Below are 19490 nucleotides of genomic sequence, written 5' to 3' on the forward strand. Positions count from 1 at the left end.
CAAGCCTTTTATGGGCATAGTGCAACTAATCCTAAGCAACTCCGGGGTCGGTCCTTCGATCGGATACCCACCCCGGGTAGGGTTCCGCCCATGACGCGCAGTGCCCAGCGAGCCGCCCGGTGGAGCCGGTTGCTGCTGCTCGGCGCGCTGCTGCTGGGGATCGTCACGATGCACACGCTGGGCCATCCGAGCGAGTCCCACGCCATGGAAGACGTGCCGGCGGCCCACAGCGTTGCCCGCGAACACACGATTGCGGCGCAGCGGCCGGCTCCGGTGCACGCGCTCCCCCACGCGGCGCAGCCCGCGCACGCCGCGCACGTCACGGCCGGCGCGCCCGTCACGGCCGTCGCCCCGGCGGTCCACGCGCCCGTCGGCCCCGCCATGGACCCCATGTCCGTGTGCCTGGCCGTGCTCGCCGGGCTGGTGCTGCTCGCCCTCGGCCGGGCGCTCGTCCGGTACGACGGCGACCGGGCCACCGGCGGCCGCGTCCCCGGCGCCGTCCCCGGCGGCCCCGATCCGCCCGGGCCCCGGGAACTCCTCACCCGGCTGGCGGTCCTGCGCGTATAGGCGGACTCCGCCGTCGCCCCGCGTGCCCGCACGCGCTGTTCCGCATGCGCTCACTCCGGCATGCGCTCACTCCCGCGTGCCCCCGGGCCCGCTCGGCGACGGCAGACGGCGTCCCTCCACCCGTACCGCCCCACCCAGAGGTGCACCCATGCGCTCCCTTCCCACCCGTCGCGCCGTACTCGGCGCCTCCGCCGCCCTCGCCGGCTCCGGGCTGCTCGCCGCCTGCTCCGGCGGCAGCGGCAACAGCGGCCCCGCCGCCGGCCACGGCTCCGCGGGCCACGGCTCCATGCGGCACGGCGGTTCGGCCGCCGACACCCCGCCCGGCTACGTCGACCCGGCCGGGCCGGAGGTCAAGGCCGCCGAGGCCGCCCGCAAGGCCACCGGCCCGCTCAGCGAGGTCAAGCTCACCGCCACCGCCACCCCCCTCGACCTGGGCGGCGGGGTCTCCGTCCGCTCCTGGGCGTACGGGGACACGCTGCCCGGCAAGGAGGTACGGGCCACCGCGGGCGGCACCCTCGCCCTGACCCTGGCCAACAACCTCCCCGAGGCCACGTCCCTGCACTGGCACGGGCTGGCCCTGCGCAACGACATGGACGGCGTCCCCGGGCTCACCCAGCGGGACATCGTCCCGGGCGGCTCCTTCTCGTACAAGTTCGCCGTCCCGACCCCGGGGACGTACTGGTTCCACCCGCACACCGGGGTCCAGCAGGACCGCGGCCTGTACGCCCCGCTGATCATCGAGGACCCCAAGGAGCCCCTCTCCTACGACAAGGAGTGGGTGGTCGTCCTGGACGACTGGCTCGACGGGGTGGACGGCTCCACCCCGGACGCCGTGCTCGCCTCGCTCCGCAAGGGCATGGCAGCGAACCACGCCGCGCACGGCGCCCCCGCCGGCCAGGCGACGCCCAGTGCGCGCGCGAGCGCGAGCGCCGGCGGCCCCGACCGGCTGCTGGTGGGCAGCGAGAGCGACATCCTCGGCAAGGAGGCCGGCGATGTGGCGTACCCGTACTACCTGATCAACGGCCGCGTGGCGGACGACCCGTCGGTGTTCACGGCCCGCCCCGGCGACCGGATCCGGCTGCGCATCATCAACGCGGGCGGGGACACCGCCTTCCGCATCGCCCTCGGCGGCCACGAGCTGACGGTCACGCACACGGACGGCTTCCCCGTCGAGCCCGCCACGACCGACTGCCTGCTGCTGGGCATGGGCGAGCGGTACGACGTGCTGGTCACCGCCGGGGACGGGGTGTTCCCGCTCACCGCGCTGGCCGAGGGCAAGGGGCAGGCGGCCCTCGCCGTGCTGCGCACCGGGACGGGGACGGCGCCGACCGCCGCGACCCGGCCCGCCGAGCTGGAGTCGCGGCCGCTGCCGGCGGACGAGCTCAAGGCCGCCGAGTCGGTGGCGCTCGACGGCCGCGAGCCGGACCGCACGCTCCAGATGCGGCTGACCGGGAGCATGGAGCGGTACAACTGGGCGTTCGACAACGCGCCCTACACCCCGGACCAGCGGCGGCCGGTGAAGGCGGGCGAGCGGGTCCGGATCGAGTTCGCCAACGCGACGCCGATGTGGCACCCGTTGCACCTGCACGGGCACACCTTCGCGCTGGGCACCGGCGGGCAGGGCGGCGCCCGCAAGGACACCACGATCATCCTGCCGGGGCAGCGGCTGACGGTGGAGTTCAACGCGGACAACCCCGGGCTGTGGATGGCGCATTGCCACAACGTCTACCACTCGGAGTCGGGGATGATGACGGTCCTCGGCTACCAGCTCTAGCGGTGGGTTACGGGTCCGGCGCGCACCCCGCGCCGGACCCGGGCGAAAGGGCGGGCACGATGTCCGGCGGGCATGGCAATCTGGTGATCTCCGCGCGCCGGTCACCGCAGGTCGGCCGTGCCACGACATAAGGATTCGCCGCCGGCATGAGTACCCCCGCCACCCCGCCCAGCAACCCGACCGACCCGCCGGCGGAGCCCGCGGACACGGACACCCCCATACCCGAGGCGGCGGCCGAAACGCCGCTTCCGCTGTCGCTGCGGAAGACCCCGTCCGCCGAGCCGGCCCCGGAACCGGAACCGGAAGCCGCCCCGGCGCCGGCCCAGGAGGCGGCCCCGGCCCCCGCCCCGGAGCCCACGCCGGTTCCCGCCCCGGCCCCGGAGCCCACGCCGACCCCCGCCCCCGCCCCGGAGCCCACGCCGGTTCCCGCGGCTCCCGCCGCGGACGCGGCCCCGGAACCGACCCCGGAGCCCGCCCCGGCCCCGCAGGCGGCCTCCGCGTTCGCCGCGCCCGGGCCGACGCCGCCGACCGCCCCGCCCGGCGCACCCGCCCCCAACCCCTGGGGCGCGCCCGGCGGCTACGGAGCCACCCCCGGCAACCCGTGGGCCGTCCCCGCCGAGCCGACCAACGGCCTGGCCATCGCCGCCCTCGTCATCGGCATCGTCGGCATCGCGATCGGCCTGGTCCCGTTCTTCTTCTGGGCCGGCGGCATCATGGCCATCGTCGCCCTCGGCCTGGGCATCGGCGGCATCGTCCGCGCCGCCGAGGGCGCCCCGCGCAGGGTGATGGCGATCGTCGGCACCGTCCTCGGCCTGCTCGGCCTCGGCGCCTCCGTCGGCGGCTACGTCCTGACCGGCGTCGTCTCGGACAAGTTCACCGACCGCATCGAGCACGAGATCGAGGCCGACGAGGACTGGGAGGACTGGGAGGGACCGGACGGCCTCGGCCCCGTCATGCCGCCGCCGCCGAAGCCCTCGCCGTCGCCCACCGACATCCCCGGCATCACCACCCCGCTCGCGTTCGGCGAGACGTACACGTACCCGAACGGCGTCAAGGTGAGCCTCTCGAAGCCGAAGAAGTACGTGACGAAGAACAAGTACTCCGACCTCGGCAACGCGGTGGTGCTGACCCTCACCATCACCAACGGCTCGACCGAGCCCCACAACGTCATCTACGCGATGCCCAACGTCCGCGACGAGAACGGCATGACCGCCAAGCTCGCCTTCGACGGCGACGTCCCCAAGATGATCCGGGGCGACATCCTGCCGGGCCAGTCCGCCAGCGGGGTCGCGGCCTTCGAGGTTCCCGAGGGCACCGAGCGGATCACCGCCGACATCTCCCCCGGAATCAAGCTGCCCAACGCCCAGTTCAGCGGCCGGATCGGCTGACCGGAGGCCGTTTCCCGGCACATCCGAGGGGCGGGGCCCAGGACATCGCGTCAGAAAGACGATTAGACTGGGCCCCGTGCCTCAACTACGCCTCGCTCTGAATCAGATCGACTCGCAGGTCGGCAACATCGCCGCCAACGCCGACTCGGTCGTCCACTGGACCCGGCACTCCGCCGAGCAGGGCGCCCACCTGGTGGCGTTCCCGGAGATGATGCTGACCGGGTACCCCGTCGAGGACCTCGCCCTGCGCGGCTCCTTCGTCGAGGCCTCCCGCACCGCGCTGCGCGCACTCGCGGAGCGGCTGGCGGCCGAGGGCTTCGGCGGGCTGCCGGTCATCGTCGGCTACCTCGACCGTACGGAGAAGGCCGCGCCCCGGCTCGGCCGTCCGGCCGGCTCCCCGGAGAACGCGGCCGCCGTGCTGTACGGCGGGAAGGTCGCCCTCCGGTTCGCCAAGCACCACCTCCCCAACTACGGCGTGTTCGACGAGTTCCGGTACTTCGTGCCGGGCGACACGCAGCCGGTGATCCGGGTGCGCGGGGTGGACGTGGCCCTGGCCATCTGCGAGGACCTCTGGCAGGAGGGCGGCCGGGTCCCGGCCACCCGCTCCGCCGGGGCCGGGCTGCTGATCTCCGTCAACGCCTCCCCGTACGAGCGCAACAAGGACGACCTGCGCCTCGAACTCGTGCGCAAGCGGGCCGAGGAGGCCGGCTGCACCCTCGCCTACCTGGCGATGATCGGCGGCCAGGACGAGCTCGTCTTCGACGGGGACTCGATCGTCGTGGACGGCGCCGGCGAGGTCATCGCCCGCGCCCCGCAGTTCTCCGAGGGCTGCGTGCTGGTCGACCTGGACCTGCCGGCCGCCCGCGCCGACGCCCCCGAGGGCGTGGTCGACGACGGCCTGCGCATCGACCGCGTGATCCTGTCCGAGGAGCCGGTCGAGCCGTACGAGCCGGTCGTGCCCGGCGGTTACGCCGACCGCCTGGAGGACGACGAGGAGATCTACGACGCCCTGGTCGTGGGCCTGCGCGCGTACGTCCGGAAGAACGGTTTCCGCTCGGTCCTGGTCGGGCTCTCCGGCGGTATCGACTCCGCGCTCGTCGCCGCCGTCGCCTGCGACGCGATCGGCGCGCAGAACGTGTACGGCATCTCGATGCCCTCGAAGTACTCCTCGGCCCACTCGAAGGGCGACGCGGCCGACCTGGCCGCGCGGACCGGGCTGAACTTCCGGACCGTGTCGATCGAGCCGATGTTCGACGCGTACATGGGCTCGCTGGGCCTGACCGGCCTGGCGGAGGAGAACCTCCAGTCCCGGCTGCGCGGCACGACGCTGATGGCGGTGTCCAACCAGGAGGGCCACCTCGTGCTGGCCCCGGGCAACAAGTCGGAGCTGGCGGTCGGCTACTCCACCCTGTACGGGGACTCGGTGGGCGCGTACGGCCCGATCAAGGACGTCTACAAGACGGACGTCTTCCGCCTCGCCGAGTACCGCAACCGGGCGGCGGCCGAGCGCGGCGAGACCCCGCCGATCCCGGAGAACTCCATCGTGAAGCCGCCGAGCGCCGAGCTGCGGCCGGGCCAGGTGGACACGGACTCGCTGCCGGACTACCCGGTGCTCGACGCGATCCTGGCGATGTACGTGGACCGGGACCAGGGCCTGGAGGAGATCGTCGCGGCCGGCTTCGACGGCGAGCTCGTCGCGAAGACCCTGCGGATGGTGGACACGGCGGAGTACAAGCGCCGCCAGTACCCGCCGGGCACCAAGATCTCCGCGAAGGGCTTCGGCAAGGACCGCCGGCTGCCCATCACGAACGGCTGGCGCGAGCAGGCGTAGGAGCAGACCCCGCACGGACGCGAGGGCCCCGGCCGCCCGACGGCGGGCCGGGGCCCTCGCGTCCGTGGACCCCTCTTACGGCTTGACGGTGACCCGGGCCGCGACCGGGAGGTGGTCGCTGCTGGTGCGCGGCAGGGTCCAGGAGGCCTCCGGCTGGATGCCGCGCACCATGATCTGGTCGATCCGGGCCATCGGGAACTGGGCGGGCCAGGTGAAGCCGAAGCCGTCGCCGGCGGCGCCCTGCGTGGAACGCATCTGCGAGGTGACCTCGGACAGGGCCCGGTCGTTCATGGTGCCGTTGAGGTCGCCGAGCAGGATGACCCTCTTCAGCGGCTCGGCGGCGAGCGCGGCGCCCAGCGCGTCGGCGCTGTTGTCGCGCTGGTTGGCGGTGAAACCGGCGTTCAGCTTCACCCGGACCGAGGGCAGGTGGGCCACGAAGACCGCGAGGGGGCCCTGCGGGCCGGTCACGGTGGCGCGCATGGCGCGGGTCCAGCCCAGCCTGATGTCCACGGCCTGACTGGCGGTGATCGGGTACTTGCTCCACACCCCGACCGTGCCCTCGACGGAGTGGTACTTGTAGGCGCCCGCGAGGTACTTCTCGTAGGTCGGGACGGCCCCGGCCTTCAGCTCGGTGAGGGCCAGCACGTCGGAGCCGGACTTCGCCAGCGATTCGGCGGTGCCCTTCGGGTCGGCGTTGTCGGCGTCGACGTTGTGCGTGGCGACCACCAGGTTGCCGCCGGATCCCGACTTGTCGGTGACGAGGCCACCGAACAGGTTCACCCAGACCACGGCGGTCAGCAGTATCGCGATCAGCGCGGTCGCGGACTTGCGGACCACCGCTGCGACCAGGAGCAGCGGCACCGCCACGCCCAGCCAGGGCAGGAAGGTCTCCGTGAGGCTGCCGAGGTTGCCCACGTCGTTGGGCAGGCTGGCGTGGAAGAGCATCACGAGGGAGATCAGCGCCGCCAGCGCGGCGGTCACGATCCCGCGCCGCCAGATGCCCGGGTCTCTGCGCAGCTCGGCCAGTCGGCGTCGGAGGCCGGATCCGGAGGGCTCGGGCTCCGAGCCGCCGTTTCCCGTCTCCGTCATGTACGCCTGTGCCATGCCGCTGCCCTCACTGCCGTGCTCGCGCTCCGTCCCCGCCCCTTGACCCTAGGCGATGAACGGAGCCATCCGTGCCGTTTGTCCGGCCGTACGTCCGGGAGGACGAACGGCCATGCGGAACAGGTTCCGGTTGTCACGAAACGCGCACATTGGGTCCCGTACGCGGGAATCGCGGCCCGGGGTGTGACGGACCGGGCATTGTGGCACTACCGCCTCGGGCCCGGCTGGTGCCACCATGGTGGGTGAGTCCGGGGACACCGTAAGGGTGCCTCGAGATGACACAAGGAGCAGTTGCAATGACGCATGCCGTTTCGCCTGCCCGCGAGAGTGCCGGCCCCACCCTGTACGGGGGCACGCGCACCCGGCGCACCACGGTCCGCGACCTCACGCTCGCCAAGGAGCGCGGCGAGAAGTGGCCCATGCTCACCGCCTACGACGCGATGACCGCCTCCGTGTTCGACGAGGCCGGCATCCCGGTCATCCTCGTCGGTGACTCGATGGGCAACTGTCACCTGGGGTACGAGACCACCGTCCCCGTGACGATGGACGAGATGACCCTGCTGTCGGCGGCCGTGGTGCGGGGCACCAGCCGGGCGCTGGTCGTCGGCGACCTGCCGTTCGGCTCGTACCAGGAAGGCGCCGTGCAGGCGCTGCGCAGTGCCACCCGCCTGGTCAAGGAGGCCGGGGTCGGGGCGGTCAAGCTGGAGGGCGGCGAGCGGTCGCTGGCCCAGACCGAGCTGATCGTGCAGTCCGGCATCCCGGTCATGTCGCACCTGGGCCTGACCCCGCAGTCCGTGAACGCCATGGGCTACCGGGTGCAGGGCCGCGGCGACGAGGCGGCGCACCGGCTGCTGCGCGACGCGAAGGCGGCGCAGGACGCGGGCGCGTTCGCGGTGGTCCTGGAGCTGGTCCCGGCCGAGCTGGCCGCCGAGGTCACCAAGTCCCTGCACATCCCGACCGTCGGCATCGGCGCCGGATCGGAGTGCGACGCCCAGGTGCTGGTGTGGACGGACATGATGGGCCTGACCGGCGGGAAGATGCCGAAGTTCGTCAAGCAGTACGCGAACCTCCGCCAGACCATGGGCGACGCGGCGAAGGCCTTCGCCGAGGACGTGGTCGGCGGATCGTTCCCCCTGGAAGAGCACGCCTTCCACTGAGCGGCGTAGCGCGAACCGACGGCCCGCCGGCACCGATGCCGGCGGGCCGTCGGCCGTCCTCCGGCTGCCGCTGCCGGTGGGCGGTGGGCGGTGGGCGGTCCGTCGGCGGGATGTCAGCCGGCTGTCGGCGGCTTGTCGGTGCGTTGTCGGTGGCGGGTGATCCCATGGTGGACATGACGCGAACCGACAACAATCCGCTGAAGGGCCCGCACGCCGTGGAGGTGCGGGGGCTGGTCAAGCACTACGGCGAGACCAAGGCCCTGGACGGCGTGGACCTGGACGTCCGTGAGGGCACGGTCCTCGGGGTCCTCGGCCCCAACGGCGCCGGCAAGACCACCCTCGTCCGCTGCCTCTCCACCCTGATCACCCCCGACGCCGGCACGGCCGTCGTCGCCGGATACGACGTGGTGCGCCAGCCCCGGCAGCTGCGCCGCACCATAGGCCTGACCGGCCAGTACGCCTCGGTCGACGAGAAGCTCTCCGGCTGGGAGAACCTCTACATGATCGGCCGGCTGCTCGACCTGTCCCGCAAGGACGCCCGGTCCCGCGCCGACGAACTGCTGGAGCGGTTCTCCCTCACCGAGGCCGCCAAGAAGGCCGCCATGAACTACTCGGGAGGCATGCGCCGCCGGCTCGACCTGGCCGCCTCGCTGATCGGCAACCCTGCCGTCCTCTACCTGGACGAGCCGACCACCGGCCTGGACCCCCGTACCCGCAACGAGGTGTGGGACGAGGTGCAGCGGCTGGTCGCCGAGGGCGCCACCGTCCTGCTCACCACCCAGTACATGGAGGAGGCCGAGCAGCTCGCCAGCGAGCTGACGGTCATCGACCGCGGCAAGGTCATCGCCAACGGCAAGGTCGACGAGCTGAAGGCCCGGGTCGGCGGCCGCACGCTGAGGATCCGCCCCGCGGACCCCGCCGACCTGCCGGGCATGGCCCGCTCGCTGGCCGAGGCCGGCCTCGACGGCGTGGCCGGTTCGCAGGCCGTGCCGGACGAGGGCGTCCTGCTGGTCCCGATCCTGAGCGACGAGCAGCTGACCGCCGTCGTCGGCCTGCTGGCCGCCCGCGGGTACGCGATCGCCGACCTCGGCACCTACCTGCCCAGCCTGGACGAGGTGTTCCTGTCCATCACCGGCCAGAAGCCCGCCATCGAGATGACCGAGGAGGTCGCGGCATGAGCACCGCCACCACGACGAAGCAGTCGGCCGAGAGCGCGCCCGCCCGGGCCGCCGCGACTGCTCTCCCCGGCGAGGGCCGGATCAGCCTGCGGGCCAACCTGCGGCACATCGGGGCCCTGGTGCGCCGCAACGCCCTGCAGATCAAGCAGGACCCCGAGTCGATGTTCGACGTCCTGTTCATGCCGATCATCTTCACGCTGCTGTTCGTGTACGTCTTCGGCGGCGCGATCGCGGGCAAGGGCAACCAGGGCGACTACGTCAACTACCTGGTGCCCGGCCTGATGGCGATGATGGGCATGAACATCGCCATGGCCGTCGGCACGGGGGTCAACGACGACTTCAAGAAGGGCGTGATGGACCGCTTCCGGTCCATGCCCATCGCCCGCTCCTCGGTGCTCATCGCGAAGATCGTGGTGGAGCTCGGCCGGATGATGATCGCCATCGGCATCCTGCTGATCATGGGCTTCATCCTGGGCATGTCGATCAAGACCTCGGTGCTGGACCTGTTCCTCGCCATCGGGCTGTCGGCGGTGTTCGGCGCCTCGCTGATGTGGATCTTCATCCTGCTCGGCCTCACCCTGAGCTCGGCGCAGGCCGTCCAGGGCATGGCGATGGTGGTGCTGATGCCGCTGCAGTTCGGCAGCTCGATCTTCGCCATGCCGACGACCATGCCGGGCTGGCTGCAGACCTTCACCGACTACAACCCGCTGTCCAACCTGGCCGACGCGGCACGCGGCCTGATGAACGGCGGCCCGGTCGGCCACTCGGTGACGATGACCCTGATCTGGTCGGTCGCCATCACCGCGGTCACCATGCCGCTCGCGGTCCGCAAGTTCCGCCAGAAGACCTGATCCGAGCCGGCCGGTCCGTTCCGGATCGCGTCCCGGACGGACCCCGGACGGGGGACCGGGTCAGATGAGGGCGGTGGCCTCCTCCAGGGTGAGGCCACCGCCTTCGGCGTACGCCGCCTCGTACCCGGCGTCACCCAGCGCCGCCCTCGCCAGCTCCTCGGCGCGGGCGGCGTCCGCGCGTTCGGTGGTGACCGGGAAATGGCCGGGCGGCAGGTGGGTCCGGTACGCGCCGACCAGCCGGGCGGCGTCCCGCGGCCGCTGGGGGCCGCCGGGCGAGGCGAGGGCGACGGCCGCCGTCAGCAGGAACACGGCGGACAGGTAGGGGGCGACCATCACCGCGAGCGGGTCGCGGGCGCCGTCCGCGGCGCCGCGGACCACCGCCAGCGCGTCCTCGTACTTGCCTTCCGCGTTGTCCAGCCAGGCCACGGTGGCGACCAGGAACACGTCGAAGACGGCGTACGCGCCGAACGTGAACTCCTCGCGCAGCGCCTTGATCTGGGCGCGGGCCTCGGTGAACCGCCCGCTGCGGCCGAGGATGCCCGCGAGGAACATCCGGGCGGCGGGCATGGCCTCGTTGCCGAAGCTCTGCAACTTGCCGATGATCTCGGTGAGGATCTCCTCGGCCGCCTCCACCTCACCGATCTCGGTGAGGGTGCCGGCCATCCGCACGCGGAGCACCGCCACCTGCGCCTTGGCGCCGAGGTGCTCGGCATGCTCGATCGCCTCGCGGAAGTCCTGGGCGGCCAAGGCGTACTCGCCGCGCTTCTCGCGGGACTCGGCGCGGGCGGAGAGGGCCTCGGCGCAGCCCCAGTCGTCGCCGAGCTCGCGGAAGAGGGCCAGGCTCTCCTCGGCATCACGGGACGCGTCGCCGGCCCAGTCGGCGCGGTTGGCCAGGATGTTGGCGCGCAGTTGGAGGGCCGAGGCGAGCTCCCAGCGGTAGCCGAGGGCCCGGGCGGTCTCGACGCTCTCGTGCACGACCCGCTGGAGCAGCCCGGTGTCGCCGGAGATCATCACGGCGTAGACCCACAGGCCGGCCGGGGGCCGGCAGGTCTGCGGGAGCCCGGGCCGGTACACGCCGGTCATGGCCGCGATCTGGTCGCGGACCTCCGGGGTGCTCCAGTCGGCGCTGTTCTGGTCGCGGGCGGCCAGCCGGATCAGCTGGATGCCGCGCCAGCCCTCGGTGAGCAGTTCGCCGGCGTACGGCGGCGGCACGTCGACGATCCGCTCCAGGACGGGCACGGCGGGGGCGGCGGGCGGTGCGAAGGGGTCGGGGCCGAGGGCGGCGGCGGCCTCGGCCCAGTGCCGTGACTCGGTGCGCAGGTCCTGCATGATCCAGTACCAGACCAGGGAGTGGACCAGGCACAGCACCTCGTCGGCGTCGCGGAGCGCGACGGCCCGGCGCAGGGCGGTACGCAGGTTCTCGTACTCGGTGGTGAGCCGTTCGACGGCGGCGCGCTGGCCGTGGCCGCGCAGCAGCGGCTCGGTGGTGCGGGCGAGTTCGCGGTAGTACGAGAGGTGGCGCCGCTCGGTGTCCTCGCGGTCCCCGGCGGCCGCGGCCAGCCGGTCGGCGGCGTACTCGGCGACGGTCTCCAGGAGCCGGTAGCGCATCTCACCGCCGCCCTGGCCGGGGGCGGCGACGACGAGGGACTTGTCGACGAGGGAGCCGAGGGTGTCGGCGACGTCCAGGGCGCGGTTGCCGTCGGCGTTGGCGTTGGCGTCGGCGTTGGCGTTGGCGTCGGCGCAGACGGCTTCGGCGGCGGCCAGGTCGCAGCCGCCCGCGAAGACCGAGAGGCGGCGCAGGACGGCGCGTTCGGGCTCGTCCAGCAGGTCCCAGGACCAGTCGACGACCGCGCGCAGGGTCTGCTGGCGGGGCAGGACGGTGCGCGAGCCGCTGGTCAGGAGCCGGAACCGGTCGTCGAGGCGGTCGGCGATCTGGCGCGGGGTGAGCAGCCGCAGCCGGGCGGCGGCCAGCTCGATGGCGAGCGGGAGCCCGTCGAGGCGCCGGCAGATCTCCGCGGCGGAGCCGGGATCGTCCGCGACGCTGAACCCGGGCCGGGCGGCGGCGCCGCGGTCGGCGAGCAGCCGCAGCGCGACGGGGTCGGGGAGCGGCTCGACGGGGCGGAGGTTCTCGCCCGGGACGCCGAGGGGTTCGCGGCTGGTGGCGAGGACCCGGACGCCGGGGCAGTGGGTCAGGAGGCGCTCGGCGAGTTCGGCGGCGGCGCCGATGACGTGCTCGCAGTTGTCCAGGAGCAGCAGGAGCCGGCGCCGGGCGCAGTGGTCGACGAGCCGGTCGAGCGGGGTGTCGCCGCCGCGGCCCGTGAGCGCCCGCAGTTCCTCGGCGGCGGCGCCGCGCAGCTTGGTCTCCCGCGCCCCGAGCGCGGCGAGTACGGCCTCGGCGACGTCCTCCGGGTCGTCCACGGGCGCCAGTTCGGCGATCCACACCCCGTCGGGCCAGCTGCCGGGATCCTGCGCCTCGGCGGCCTCCTGCGAGAGCCGGGTCTTCCCGGCCCCACCGGGCCCGAGCAGCGTCACGAGCCGGGCCCGCACCAGATCCTCCCCGATGACCCGGATGTCCTCCTCCCGCCCGACGAAGGTGGTGAGCCGCGCCCGCAGATTCCCCTGACCGCTGCCCTGGCCGGGCGGTACGGCCCCATCGCCCCCACTGCCCTGGCCGGTGTCGCCCTCCTCGGCCGCCGCACCGCCGGGCTGCCGCACCCCGGCCGACCGCGCGGGCCGGTCCCCGTCGCCCGCGTGGCCGGGGGCGCCGTAGGGCCGGGGAGCCGGGGGCGGGGTCAGGAGGTGGGCGTGGAGGGTGCGCAGGGCGGGGCCCGGGGTGGTGCCCAGGCGGGTGGAGAGGTCGCGGCGGAGGGCTTCGTAGGCGGCCAGGGCTTCCGCCGGGCGGCCGGTGTCGCGCAGGGCGCGGATGCGCAGGGCGTGGAGCGGCTCGTCCAGCGGGTGTGCGGCGCACAGCGCGGTCAGTTCCGGGAGCGCGGATTCCGCCTGCCCGAGGTCGAGGGCGACGGCGACCCGGCCCCGGCGCGCCTGGAGCCGTACCGCCTCCCAGCGCGCGGACTCGGCCGCCGGGTCCGGGAGGGAGGCCAGCGCGGGCCCGCGCCACAGGGCGAGGGCCTCGTCGTACAGGGCGGCGGTCTCCGCCGGGTCGGCGGCCGCGGCGGCCTCCCGGGCGAGGCGCTCGAAGCGGAACAGGTCAACGTCGTCCCGGGCGGCGGCCAGGACGTACCCGCCCTCCGCGGAGCGCACGGCCGCGTGCCCCAGCGCCCGCCGCAGCCGGGCCACCAGCGCCTGCAGCGCGGCCACGGCGTCGGTCGGCGGATCCCCGTCCCACACCTCGGCGACCAGCGCGTGCACCGGGACCGCCCGCCCCGGCCGCAGCGCGAGCGCGGTCAGCAGCGCCCGCAGGCGCGCTCCGCCGACGGCGACGGGGGTCCCGTCGTCGCGGATGGCCTGGGTGGTGCCGAGAATCGCGTAGCGCACCGGCCCATTCTCTCCGGACCCGGCCCCCTGCCCGCGCCGCGCCCGGGATAGGTTTCGCCGCATGGGTCATCAGGGCAGCCGCGGCGAGCGGCGCATCAGTTCGGTATTCCTCGGCATCGTCGCGGTGATGGCGGTCACCGGCTGGGCCGTGTGGACGGGCTACGCGGCCAGCCCGGGCCTCGCGGTGTTCCTGTTCGTGACGTCCGCCTGGGTCGTCTCGCTCTGCCTGCACGAGTACGCGCACGCCCGCACCGCCCTGCACGGCGGCGACCTCACCGTCGGCGCCAAGGGCTACCTGACGCTCAATCCGCTCAAGTACACGCACGCGCTGCTCAGCATCGTGCTGCCGGTGCTCTTTGTGATCATGGGCGGGATCGGCCTGCCCGGTGGCGCCGTGTACATCGAGCGCGACCGGATCGCGGGCCGCTGGAAGCACAGCCTCATCTCGGCGGCGGGCCCGCTGGCCAACGTCGCGTTCGCGGTCGTGTGCACGGCCCCGTTCTGGCTGGACGCGCTGGACGGGGTGCCGGTGACGTTCCGCTTCGCGCTGGCGTTCCTGGCCCTGCTCCAGGTCTCGGCGGCGATCTTGAACTTCCTGCCGGTGCCGGGTCTGGACGGCTACGGGGTCATCGAGCCCTGGCTCTCGCACCGGGTGCGCCGCGAGCTGGCGCCGATCGCGCCGTTCGGTCTGATCGCCCTGTTCGCGCTGCTGTGGATCCCGGAGGTCAACCAGTTCTTCTTCGGCGTGGTGGACGGCGTGCTGTCCGCGCTGGGCGTGAACGAGCAGGAGACCTACTGCGGCCACAACCTCTACCGGTTCTGGCAGGAGACCGACGGGTACTTCTGCGCCGCCCCGGCGGACTAGGCGGGACGCCGCGCCCCGAAGGCTTGATTACCCTGGTGTCGCAGGTGAACACCGACGCGAACAGGGGGACTTGAGGGTGACGGCACCACAGGGACAGGCGGATCGGACGCCTCCGCCACCGCCACCGTCGTATCCGCCCTCGCCCCCGGGGCCGCCGTCGCAGCCGGGTGCCACGCCGCCGCGGTGGGCCTGGTGGGTCGGGGGGATCGCGATCCCGCTGCTGGGCATCGTGGTCAGCGTGATCGTGAGCGGCGGCCGTGACGCCTCACCCGCCTCCACACCCGCTCCGGCCGCCTCCACACCCGCTCCGGCCGCCGCCGGCCCGCAGACGGCCGCCGCCACGCCGCCGCGTACGGACGCCACCTCCCCCGCTCCCGGCCGCAGCGCGTCCGCCGCCCCGCCGGCGGAGATCGACCTCACTCCCCCGGCCGGGCACGGCCCGGTGCGCAAGGCGACCTGGGGTCTGGCGCCCGCGCCGTGCACGCAGCACGAACAGCAGCTGGTGGACCTCGACACCGGCGAGAGCCGCGTCGAGCGGGAGCGCGACGGGGCGGTGGAGAACCCCGGCGGGGCCGAGCTGCTGTACTGGCCGGACACCTGCACGGGCATCGGGGACTACGTGCTGCGGGGCCTGCCGAACACCCGCGTGGGCCTGCTGCGGGCCGACGCTCCCCGCACCGCCGAGGCGTGCCGGGCGGCCGCGGGCACCGGCTTCGGGCCGCTGCCCCTGTTCGACACGACGCGGACCAAGCAGCGCGGCTTCGCCGTCGGCGCCGCCGTCTGCGCGGTGACCGCCGAGGGCGCCGTGTCCATGGCCACGATCGAGCACCTGAGCGGCGGATCGACGACGGACGTGTCCGTCAGCGGCAGCCTCTACGTGTGGCCGAAGGCCGGTTAGCTCGCGGGGCGGGCGGCCTCGGCCGCCTTGGCCGCCTTCGCCTTGCGCACGTAGAACCAGGCCATGTTGGACGTGACGCCGGCCAGCAGCACCCACACGATGCCGAGGAAGCTGCCCTCCACGAAGGCGACGACGGCCGCGGCCACGGACAGGGCGCAGACGACTACGGCGAACACGGCAAGGCGGGGCATGGGGAACAGCTCCTCGGCGACACGGGACGGGGTCGAGCCCCTCCAGTGTCCCCCATGCCCTGCCGTGCTCCCGTAAAGGCTCCCCCGACACCGTCCGACCCGTCCGCCCGCGTTTTTCGCCATTTGCCTGATCTTCCACCCGGGGCGCCGCTACGGTCGCCGGGTGCGGCGGTGGTGTGCGCGCACGGGCATCGGGGGGAAAGACATGCGGGAGATCTCCAAAGGCGCGAACGTGAGCCTGACCGCCCTCAGCGAGGACGCCGGTTCGGTCGTGGTGAGCCTGGGCTGGAGCAGCGCGTCGGGGGCCGGAGACGCCGACGTCTCCGTCCTCCTCGTCGGCGAGGACGGCAAGGTCCGCAGCGAGAACGACTTCTACTTCTACAACAACCCCGCCGCCGCGGACGGCAGCGTGCAGCTGCTGGGCAAGACGCCCACGGACAGCGGCGACGAGGACCGGATCGGGGTGGACCTGACCGCGGTCCCCGAGGGGGTCGCCCGGATCGTGGTGGCGGCCAGCCAGTACGGCGGCACGTGCTTCGGCGACCTGGACGGCCTGCGGATGACGGTCGCGGACCGGTCGGGCGAACCGCTGGTCGGGTTCTCCATCGAGGACGCGAGCGTGGAGACGGCGTTCATCTTCGGCGAGCTGTACCGGCGCGGGGAGGAGTGGAAGTTCCGCGCCGTCGGGCAGGGCTACGAGACCGGCCTGGCGGGCCTCGCCACGGACTTCGGCATCACCGTCGAGGAGTCGGAGGAGGCCGGGGAGGCCGGCGACGCCGGGGAGGAGGGAGAGCCGGCGCAGGCCGCGCCGCCCGCCGAGGCTCCGGCCGCGCCGGCGTCCGTACCCGATGCCGATGCCGGGACCGGGACCGCCCAGGCTCCGGCCGCGCCGGCCATCGCGCCCGGTGCCGGGGCCGCCGAGGGCGCGGTCGCGGCGATCGCCGGGCCCGCGGTCGTGACCGCCGCGCCGCCGGACCCGGCAGCCGGCCCGGCCGCCCCGGAGGCCGGCGCCGCCGTGCCCGCCCAGACCCGGGGGCGAGCGGCCACGCGGACGACCCGGAAGAAGGTGACGCTGCCCAAGGCCCCCGGCAAGTCGCTCGCCGAGAACGACTCCTGGCGCCCGGCCCGGCTGTTCCCCGTACCGACGCTGAAGAGCGACAAGGAGCGGGAAGTACGCGCGACCTCGGTCCTGCTGTCCGTCATGGCGCAGGTCCCGGAGTTCGGCCGCCGTCTCACCGCGGCCTTCGGCGCCCCCGCCGGACGGATGCAGACCTTCACCGAGGTGTCCCTCCCGCACGGCGACACCCCGCGCCGCCCGGACGGGGTGATCCGGGTCGAGCGCGCCGGGAAGCTGTGGACGGCGCTGGTCGAGACGAAGACCAACGGCAACCCGCTCAAGCCCGAGCAGGTGCAGCAGTACATGGACATCGCGGCCCGCCGGGGCTACGAGTCCGTGATCACGCTCTCCAACGACGTGGCCCTCGAAGGCACCGCCATGGTGGACGTCAAGATCGACGGGCGGCGCAAGCACAAGGTCGGGCTCTGGCACCTGTCCTGGGCCGAAGTCGCCCACCAGGCCCAGCTGCTGATCCGGCACGAGGGCGTGGGCAACGCCGCGCACGCCTGGCTGCTGCAGGAGCTGCTGGCGTACCTCCAGCACGAGCAGTCGGGCTGCCACGGGTTCCAGAACATGGGCCCCGCCTGGGTCCCCGTGCGCAACGGCATCGAGGACGAGACCCTCGGTCTCGGCGACCCCCGCGCCACCGAGGTCGTCGAGAGCTGGGAGCGGCTGATCCGCCAGGTCTGCCTGCGGCTCGGCGGGGAACTCGGCCAGAAGGCGCTCCCGGTGCAGCGGGTGCGGCGCGGCAGCGATCCGGGCACCCGGCGGGCGGCCGCCGCGGAGCGGCTGTGCCTGGACGGCCGGCTCTCGGCCGAGCTGCGCGTCGAGGGGACGAGCAGTGTCATCGCGGTGACCGCCGATCTGCGGACGGGGAAGGTCCGCACCTCCGTGGAGGTACCGGCGCCGGAGGGCTCGTACCCGCTGGTTTCGGTGAAGCGGCTGGTGCGGCTGCTGGCCGAGGCCCCGGCGGACCTGCACGTGGAGAGCCTCGTCGAGGGCGAGAACGGGCCGCGCGGCACGCTGGAGCGGCTGCGGCCGGAGCCCGGTGACCTGCTGCCCAGGAGCGGCGCTCCCGTCACCGGGTTCCGGCTGACGCTGATCAAGGGCATGGGCAACACCCGCGGCAACACCGAGTCCGGTTTCATCCGCAGCGTCGACGAGGCCGTGGACCGTTTCCACCAGGCGGTGGTGGCCCGCCTCGGGCCCCTGGAGGCGCGTACGGGCCGCCGCGGCTGACCCCGCCGGCGGCCCGGCCGACGGCCCGCGGTGCTCAGACGTCCGTGACGCGCAGGCCCGCGTGGGCCTTGTAGCGGCGGTTGGTGGAGATCAGGTTGGCGACGAGCGCCTCGACCTGGTGCGCGCCCCGCAGCCGCCCCGCGAAGACGCCGCGCATGCCCGGGATGCGGGCGGTGAGGGCCTGGACGATGTCGGTGTCGGCGCGGGATTCGCCGAGGACCATCACGTCGGTGTCGATCTCCTCGACCGTCTCGTCCTGGAGCAGGACCGCCGAGAGGTGGTGGAAGGCCGCCGTCACCCGGGAGTCGGGGAGCAGGGCCGCGGCCTGCTGCGCCGCGCTGCCCTCCTCGACCTGGAGGGCGTACGCGCCCTGCTTGTCGAAGCCGAGCGGGTTGACGCAGTCCACCACGAGCTTGCCGGCGAGGTCCTCGCGCAGCGCTTCGAGGGTCCTGGCGTGGCCCTCCCACGGCACCGCGATGATGACGACGTCGCTGCGGCGCGCGCACTCCGCGTTGTCCGCGCCCTCGACGCCGAGGCCGAGTTCCTCGGCGGCGGTCCGCGCGCGGTCGGCGGCGCGCGAGCCGATGATCACCTTCTGGCCGGCCCGGGCGAACCGGTAGGCGAGGCCCCGGCCCTGGTCGCCGGTGCCGCCGAGGACGCCGACGACGAGGCCGGACACGTCCGGGAGGTCCCACGGGTCCTTGGCCGGCGGCTTCTGCGGCTGCGGTGCCTGCGTGCTGTCTGTGGAAGTCATGGGGGCGAGCGTACTGCCGAGTATGCGAAAGCCGAACGGGTGGGAGCCTGCGGACAACCCCCTCCCGAGGCCCTTCGGATGGTGCAGGATGCCGCCATGGACACCGTGAGGGTCGCGCTGCTTCGCGAGGTGCTCGCCGGTACGCGGTGGCCGGGCGCCGCCCGGCAGTTCGCCGGGGCGCTGCGGCGCTCGCTCGTCCCGGCCGGCGGCCCGCTGCTGCTGGTGGGGACCGAGCGGTACGAGCCCTGGCATCTGGCCGCGCACCTGGTGGACGAGGCGGCCTGGTCGGGCCGGCCGGAGCTGGCGCCCACGCTGGTGCGCCATCACGTGCGGCCGAATGAGCCGCCGCACCTCTCGGTGGGGCTGGGCCGGCTGGCGGTGGCGCGGCGCGGGCACACCTTGCTGGTGGTGGCCCCGGAGCGGCCCGGCGGCGGGTTGCTGGAGCGGGTGCACGACGCCCGGCGGGCGGGGGCGACCGTACTGTCCCTGGACGGCGGGGATCCGGATCTGGCCGCGCTCGCGCACGAGGGGCTGTCGGTGCCGCGGGACGGTACGGCCGGGCTGGACCTGGACACCGTGCAGCACCTGGTCAGCGCGGCGGCCGGGGAGAACGGCCTGCCGGCGCGGCGCGGGCCGGGCCGGTTTCGGGACCGGCTCGCCCGGCTGGCCGAGCAGCTGACCGCGCCGCCGCCGAGCCGCTGGTAGCGCCCAAGTCGTCCGGCGGCGTCAGGGAGAGGCAGGGGCGTCAGGGGGCAGGGGGCGTCAGGGGGTCGCCGTGCCCTCGCCGTCGCCTTCGGCGCCCTCGCGGGTCTTGTCGTTCCACTTCGGGTCGTTCTGCCATTCGAGGTTCCGCTCCTGGGCGGTCTCCATGGCGTGGCTCGCCTCCTCGGGCGTGTCGTACGGCCCGAACCGGTCCTTGGCCGGGCATTCCGGGCCTTCCTCGACCTTCTGGTGGACCAGGCAGTAATACCACTCACCGGGTTTGCCCACCTGACGCTTCTTGAACAGGGCCATCGTCCTCGGGCTCCTCTCGTCACCGTTCCTCTGCCGCCATGCTGCCCCATCCCTGCTGGATACACTC

Annotated in this window: 16 protein-coding genes; 11 read left to right on the plus strand and 5 right to left on the minus strand. The window is 73.8% G+C overall.

The window, feature by feature from the left end:
- Positions 1-90 precede the first annotated feature (90 nt).
- The 4 genes from OG982_RS07775 (at position 91) to OG982_RS07790 (ending at position 5560) form a co-directional block, all read left to right on the plus strand.
- Positions 91-567 carry a hypothetical protein gene (locus OG982_RS07775; RefSeq protein ID WP_266788547.1) on the plus strand — a complete coding sequence of 159 codons (477 nt, stop codon included), beginning with the start codon at positions 91-93 and terminating at the stop codon, positions 565-567.
- Positions 568-715: 148 nt separating this feature from the next.
- On the plus strand, positions 716-2341 hold the full coding sequence (locus OG982_RS07780) for a multicopper oxidase family protein (RefSeq protein ID WP_266788545.1): 1626 nt from the start codon (positions 716-718) through the stop codon (positions 2339-2341).
- 146 nt (positions 2342-2487) lie between these two features.
- A complete protein-coding gene (locus OG982_RS07785; RefSeq protein ID WP_266788543.1) occupies positions 2488-3729 on the plus strand; it encodes a DUF4352 domain-containing protein in 1242 nt (413 codons plus the stop codon).
- 76 nt (positions 3730-3805) lie between these two features.
- Positions 3806-5560: an NAD+ synthase gene (locus tag OG982_RS07790; protein ID WP_266788541.1), complete on the plus strand. Its 1755-nt coding sequence runs from the start codon at positions 3806-3808 to the stop codon at positions 5558-5560.
- A 75-nt stretch (positions 5561-5635) separates the two neighbouring features.
- Here the strand turns inward: OG982_RS07790 and OG982_RS07795 are convergent, their stop codons facing one another.
- Positions 5636-6664 carry an endonuclease/exonuclease/phosphatase family protein gene (locus OG982_RS07795; protein WP_266788539.1) on the minus strand — a complete coding sequence of 343 codons (1029 nt, stop codon included), beginning with the start codon at positions 6662-6664 and terminating at the stop codon, positions 5636-5638.
- 296 nt (positions 6665-6960) lie between these two features.
- Between OG982_RS07795 and panB the strand changes: the two genes are divergently transcribed.
- The 3 genes from panB (at position 6961) to OG982_RS07810 (ending at position 9850) form a co-directional block, all read left to right on the plus strand.
- Positions 6961-7821: a 3-methyl-2-oxobutanoate hydroxymethyltransferase gene (gene panB, locus OG982_RS07800; RefSeq protein ID WP_266788537.1), complete on the plus strand. Its 861-nt coding sequence runs from the start codon at positions 6961-6963 to the stop codon at positions 7819-7821.
- 164 nt (positions 7822-7985) lie between these two features.
- Positions 7986-8999, plus strand: a complete 1014-nt coding sequence (locus tag OG982_RS07805; RefSeq protein WP_266788535.1) for an ATP-binding cassette domain-containing protein — start codon at positions 7986-7988, stop codon at positions 8997-8999.
- Positions 8996-9850, plus strand: a complete 855-nt coding sequence (locus OG982_RS07810) for an ABC transporter permease (protein ID WP_266788533.1) — start codon at positions 8996-8998, stop codon at positions 9848-9850. The genes OG982_RS07805 and OG982_RS07810 overlap by 4 nt, the downstream gene beginning before the upstream one ends.
- Positions 9851-9910: 60 nt before the next feature.
- Here OG982_RS07810 and OG982_RS07815 read toward each other — a convergent pair whose 3' ends face one another.
- Positions 9911-13345: a BTAD domain-containing putative transcriptional regulator gene (locus OG982_RS07815; protein ID WP_266788531.1), complete on the minus strand. Its 3435-nt coding sequence runs from the start codon at positions 13343-13345 to the stop codon at positions 9911-9913.
- A gap of 61 nt (positions 13346-13406) precedes the next feature.
- Here OG982_RS07815 and OG982_RS07820 point away from each other — a divergent pair, with 61 nt between their 5' ends.
- Both OG982_RS07820 and OG982_RS07825 read left to right on the plus strand, forming a co-directional pair.
- On the plus strand, positions 13407-14210 hold the full coding sequence (locus OG982_RS07820; RefSeq protein ID WP_266788529.1) for a site-2 protease family protein: 804 nt from the start codon (positions 13407-13409) through the stop codon (positions 14208-14210).
- Between the two features lie 238 nt (positions 14211-14448).
- Positions 14449-15108 carry a hypothetical protein gene (locus tag OG982_RS07825; RefSeq protein ID WP_266788527.1) on the plus strand — a complete coding sequence of 220 codons (660 nt, stop codon included), beginning with the start codon at positions 14449-14451 and terminating at the stop codon, positions 15106-15108.
- Here OG982_RS07825 and OG982_RS07830 read toward each other — a convergent pair.
- Complete coding sequence (locus OG982_RS07830; RefSeq protein WP_266788525.1) at positions 15105-15299, minus strand: hypothetical protein; 195 nt, start codon at positions 15297-15299, stop codon at positions 15105-15107. The genes OG982_RS07825 and OG982_RS07830 overlap by 4 nt on opposite strands.
- Positions 15300-15504: 205 nt before the next feature.
- Between OG982_RS07830 and OG982_RS07835 the strand changes: the two genes are divergently transcribed.
- The gene (locus OG982_RS07835; RefSeq protein WP_266948202.1) at positions 15505-17655 is read left to right on the plus strand and encodes a TerD family protein; all 2151 of its coding nucleotides are present in this window, start codon (positions 15505-15507) and stop codon (positions 17653-17655) included.
- Between the two features lie 34 nt (positions 17656-17689).
- Here OG982_RS07835 and npdG read toward each other — a convergent pair whose 3' ends face one another.
- Positions 17690-18409 carry an NADPH-dependent F420 reductase gene (npdG, locus tag OG982_RS07840; protein WP_266788521.1) on the minus strand — a complete coding sequence of 240 codons (720 nt, stop codon included), beginning with the start codon at positions 18407-18409 and terminating at the stop codon, positions 17690-17692.
- A gap of 96 nt (positions 18410-18505) precedes the next feature.
- On the opposite strand from npdG, the gene OG982_RS07845 reads away from it, so the two are divergent.
- Positions 18506-19114, plus strand: a complete 609-nt coding sequence (locus OG982_RS07845) for a hypothetical protein (RefSeq protein WP_266788520.1) — start codon at positions 18506-18508, stop codon at positions 19112-19114.
- Positions 19115-19171: 57 nt separating this feature from the next.
- On the opposite strand, the gene OG982_RS07850 is transcribed toward OG982_RS07845, so the two are convergent.
- Positions 19172-19423 carry a hypothetical protein gene (locus OG982_RS07850; RefSeq protein ID WP_266788519.1) on the minus strand — a complete coding sequence of 84 codons (252 nt, stop codon included), beginning with the start codon at positions 19421-19423 and terminating at the stop codon, positions 19172-19174.
- Positions 19424-19490 lie beyond the last annotated feature (67 nt).

The organism is Streptomyces sp. NBC_01551 (assembly GCF_026339935.1).
Lineage (GTDB): Bacteria > Actinomycetota > Actinomycetes > Streptomycetales > Streptomycetaceae > Streptomyces.

What these genes read in the sequence shown, in the direction of transcription:
- OG982_RS07775 (WP_266788547.1), top strand. Translation starts at nt 91, where the DNA reads ATGACGCGCAGTGCCCAGCGAGCCGCCCGGTGGAGCCGGTTGCTGCTG.
- OG982_RS07780 (WP_266788545.1), top strand. Translation starts at nt 716, where the DNA reads ATGCGCTCCCTTCCCACCCGTCGCGCCGTACTCGGCGCCTCCGCCGCC.
- OG982_RS07785 (WP_266788543.1), top strand. Translation starts at nt 2,488, where the DNA reads ATGAGTACCCCCGCCACCCCGCCCAGCAACCCGACCGACCCGCCGGCG.
- OG982_RS07795 (WP_266788539.1), bottom strand. Translation starts at nt 6,664, where the DNA reads ATGGCACAGGCGTACATGACGGAGACGGGAAACGGCGGCTCGGAGCCC.
- panB (WP_266788537.1), top strand. Translation starts at nt 6,961, where the DNA reads ATGACGCATGCCGTTTCGCCTGCCCGCGAGAGTGCCGGCCCCACCCTG.
- OG982_RS07805 (WP_266788535.1), top strand. Translation starts at nt 7,986, where the DNA reads ATGGTGGACATGACGCGAACCGACAACAATCCGCTGAAGGGCCCGCAC.
- OG982_RS07810 (WP_266788533.1), top strand. Translation starts at nt 8,996, where the DNA reads ATGAGCACCGCCACCACGACGAAGCAGTCGGCCGAGAGCGCGCCCGCC.
- OG982_RS07820 (WP_266788529.1), top strand. Translation starts at nt 13,407, where the DNA reads ATGGGTCATCAGGGCAGCCGCGGCGAGCGGCGCATCAGTTCGGTATTC.
- OG982_RS07830 (WP_266788525.1), bottom strand. Translation starts at nt 15,299, where the DNA reads ATGCCCCGCCTTGCCGTGTTCGCCGTAGTCGTCTGCGCCCTGTCCGTG.
- OG982_RS07835 (WP_266948202.1), top strand. Translation starts at nt 15,505, where the DNA reads ATGCGGGAGATCTCCAAAGGCGCGAACGTGAGCCTGACCGCCCTCAGC.
- npdG (WP_266788521.1), bottom strand. Translation starts at nt 18,409, where the DNA reads ATGACTTCCACAGACAGCACGCAGGCACCGCAGCCGCAGAAGCCGCCG.
- OG982_RS07845 (WP_266788520.1), top strand. Translation starts at nt 18,506, where the DNA reads ATGGACACCGTGAGGGTCGCGCTGCTTCGCGAGGTGCTCGCCGGTACG.
- OG982_RS07850 (WP_266788519.1), bottom strand. Translation starts at nt 19,423, where the DNA reads ATGGCCCTGTTCAAGAAGCGTCAGGTGGGCAAACCCGGTGAGTGGTAT.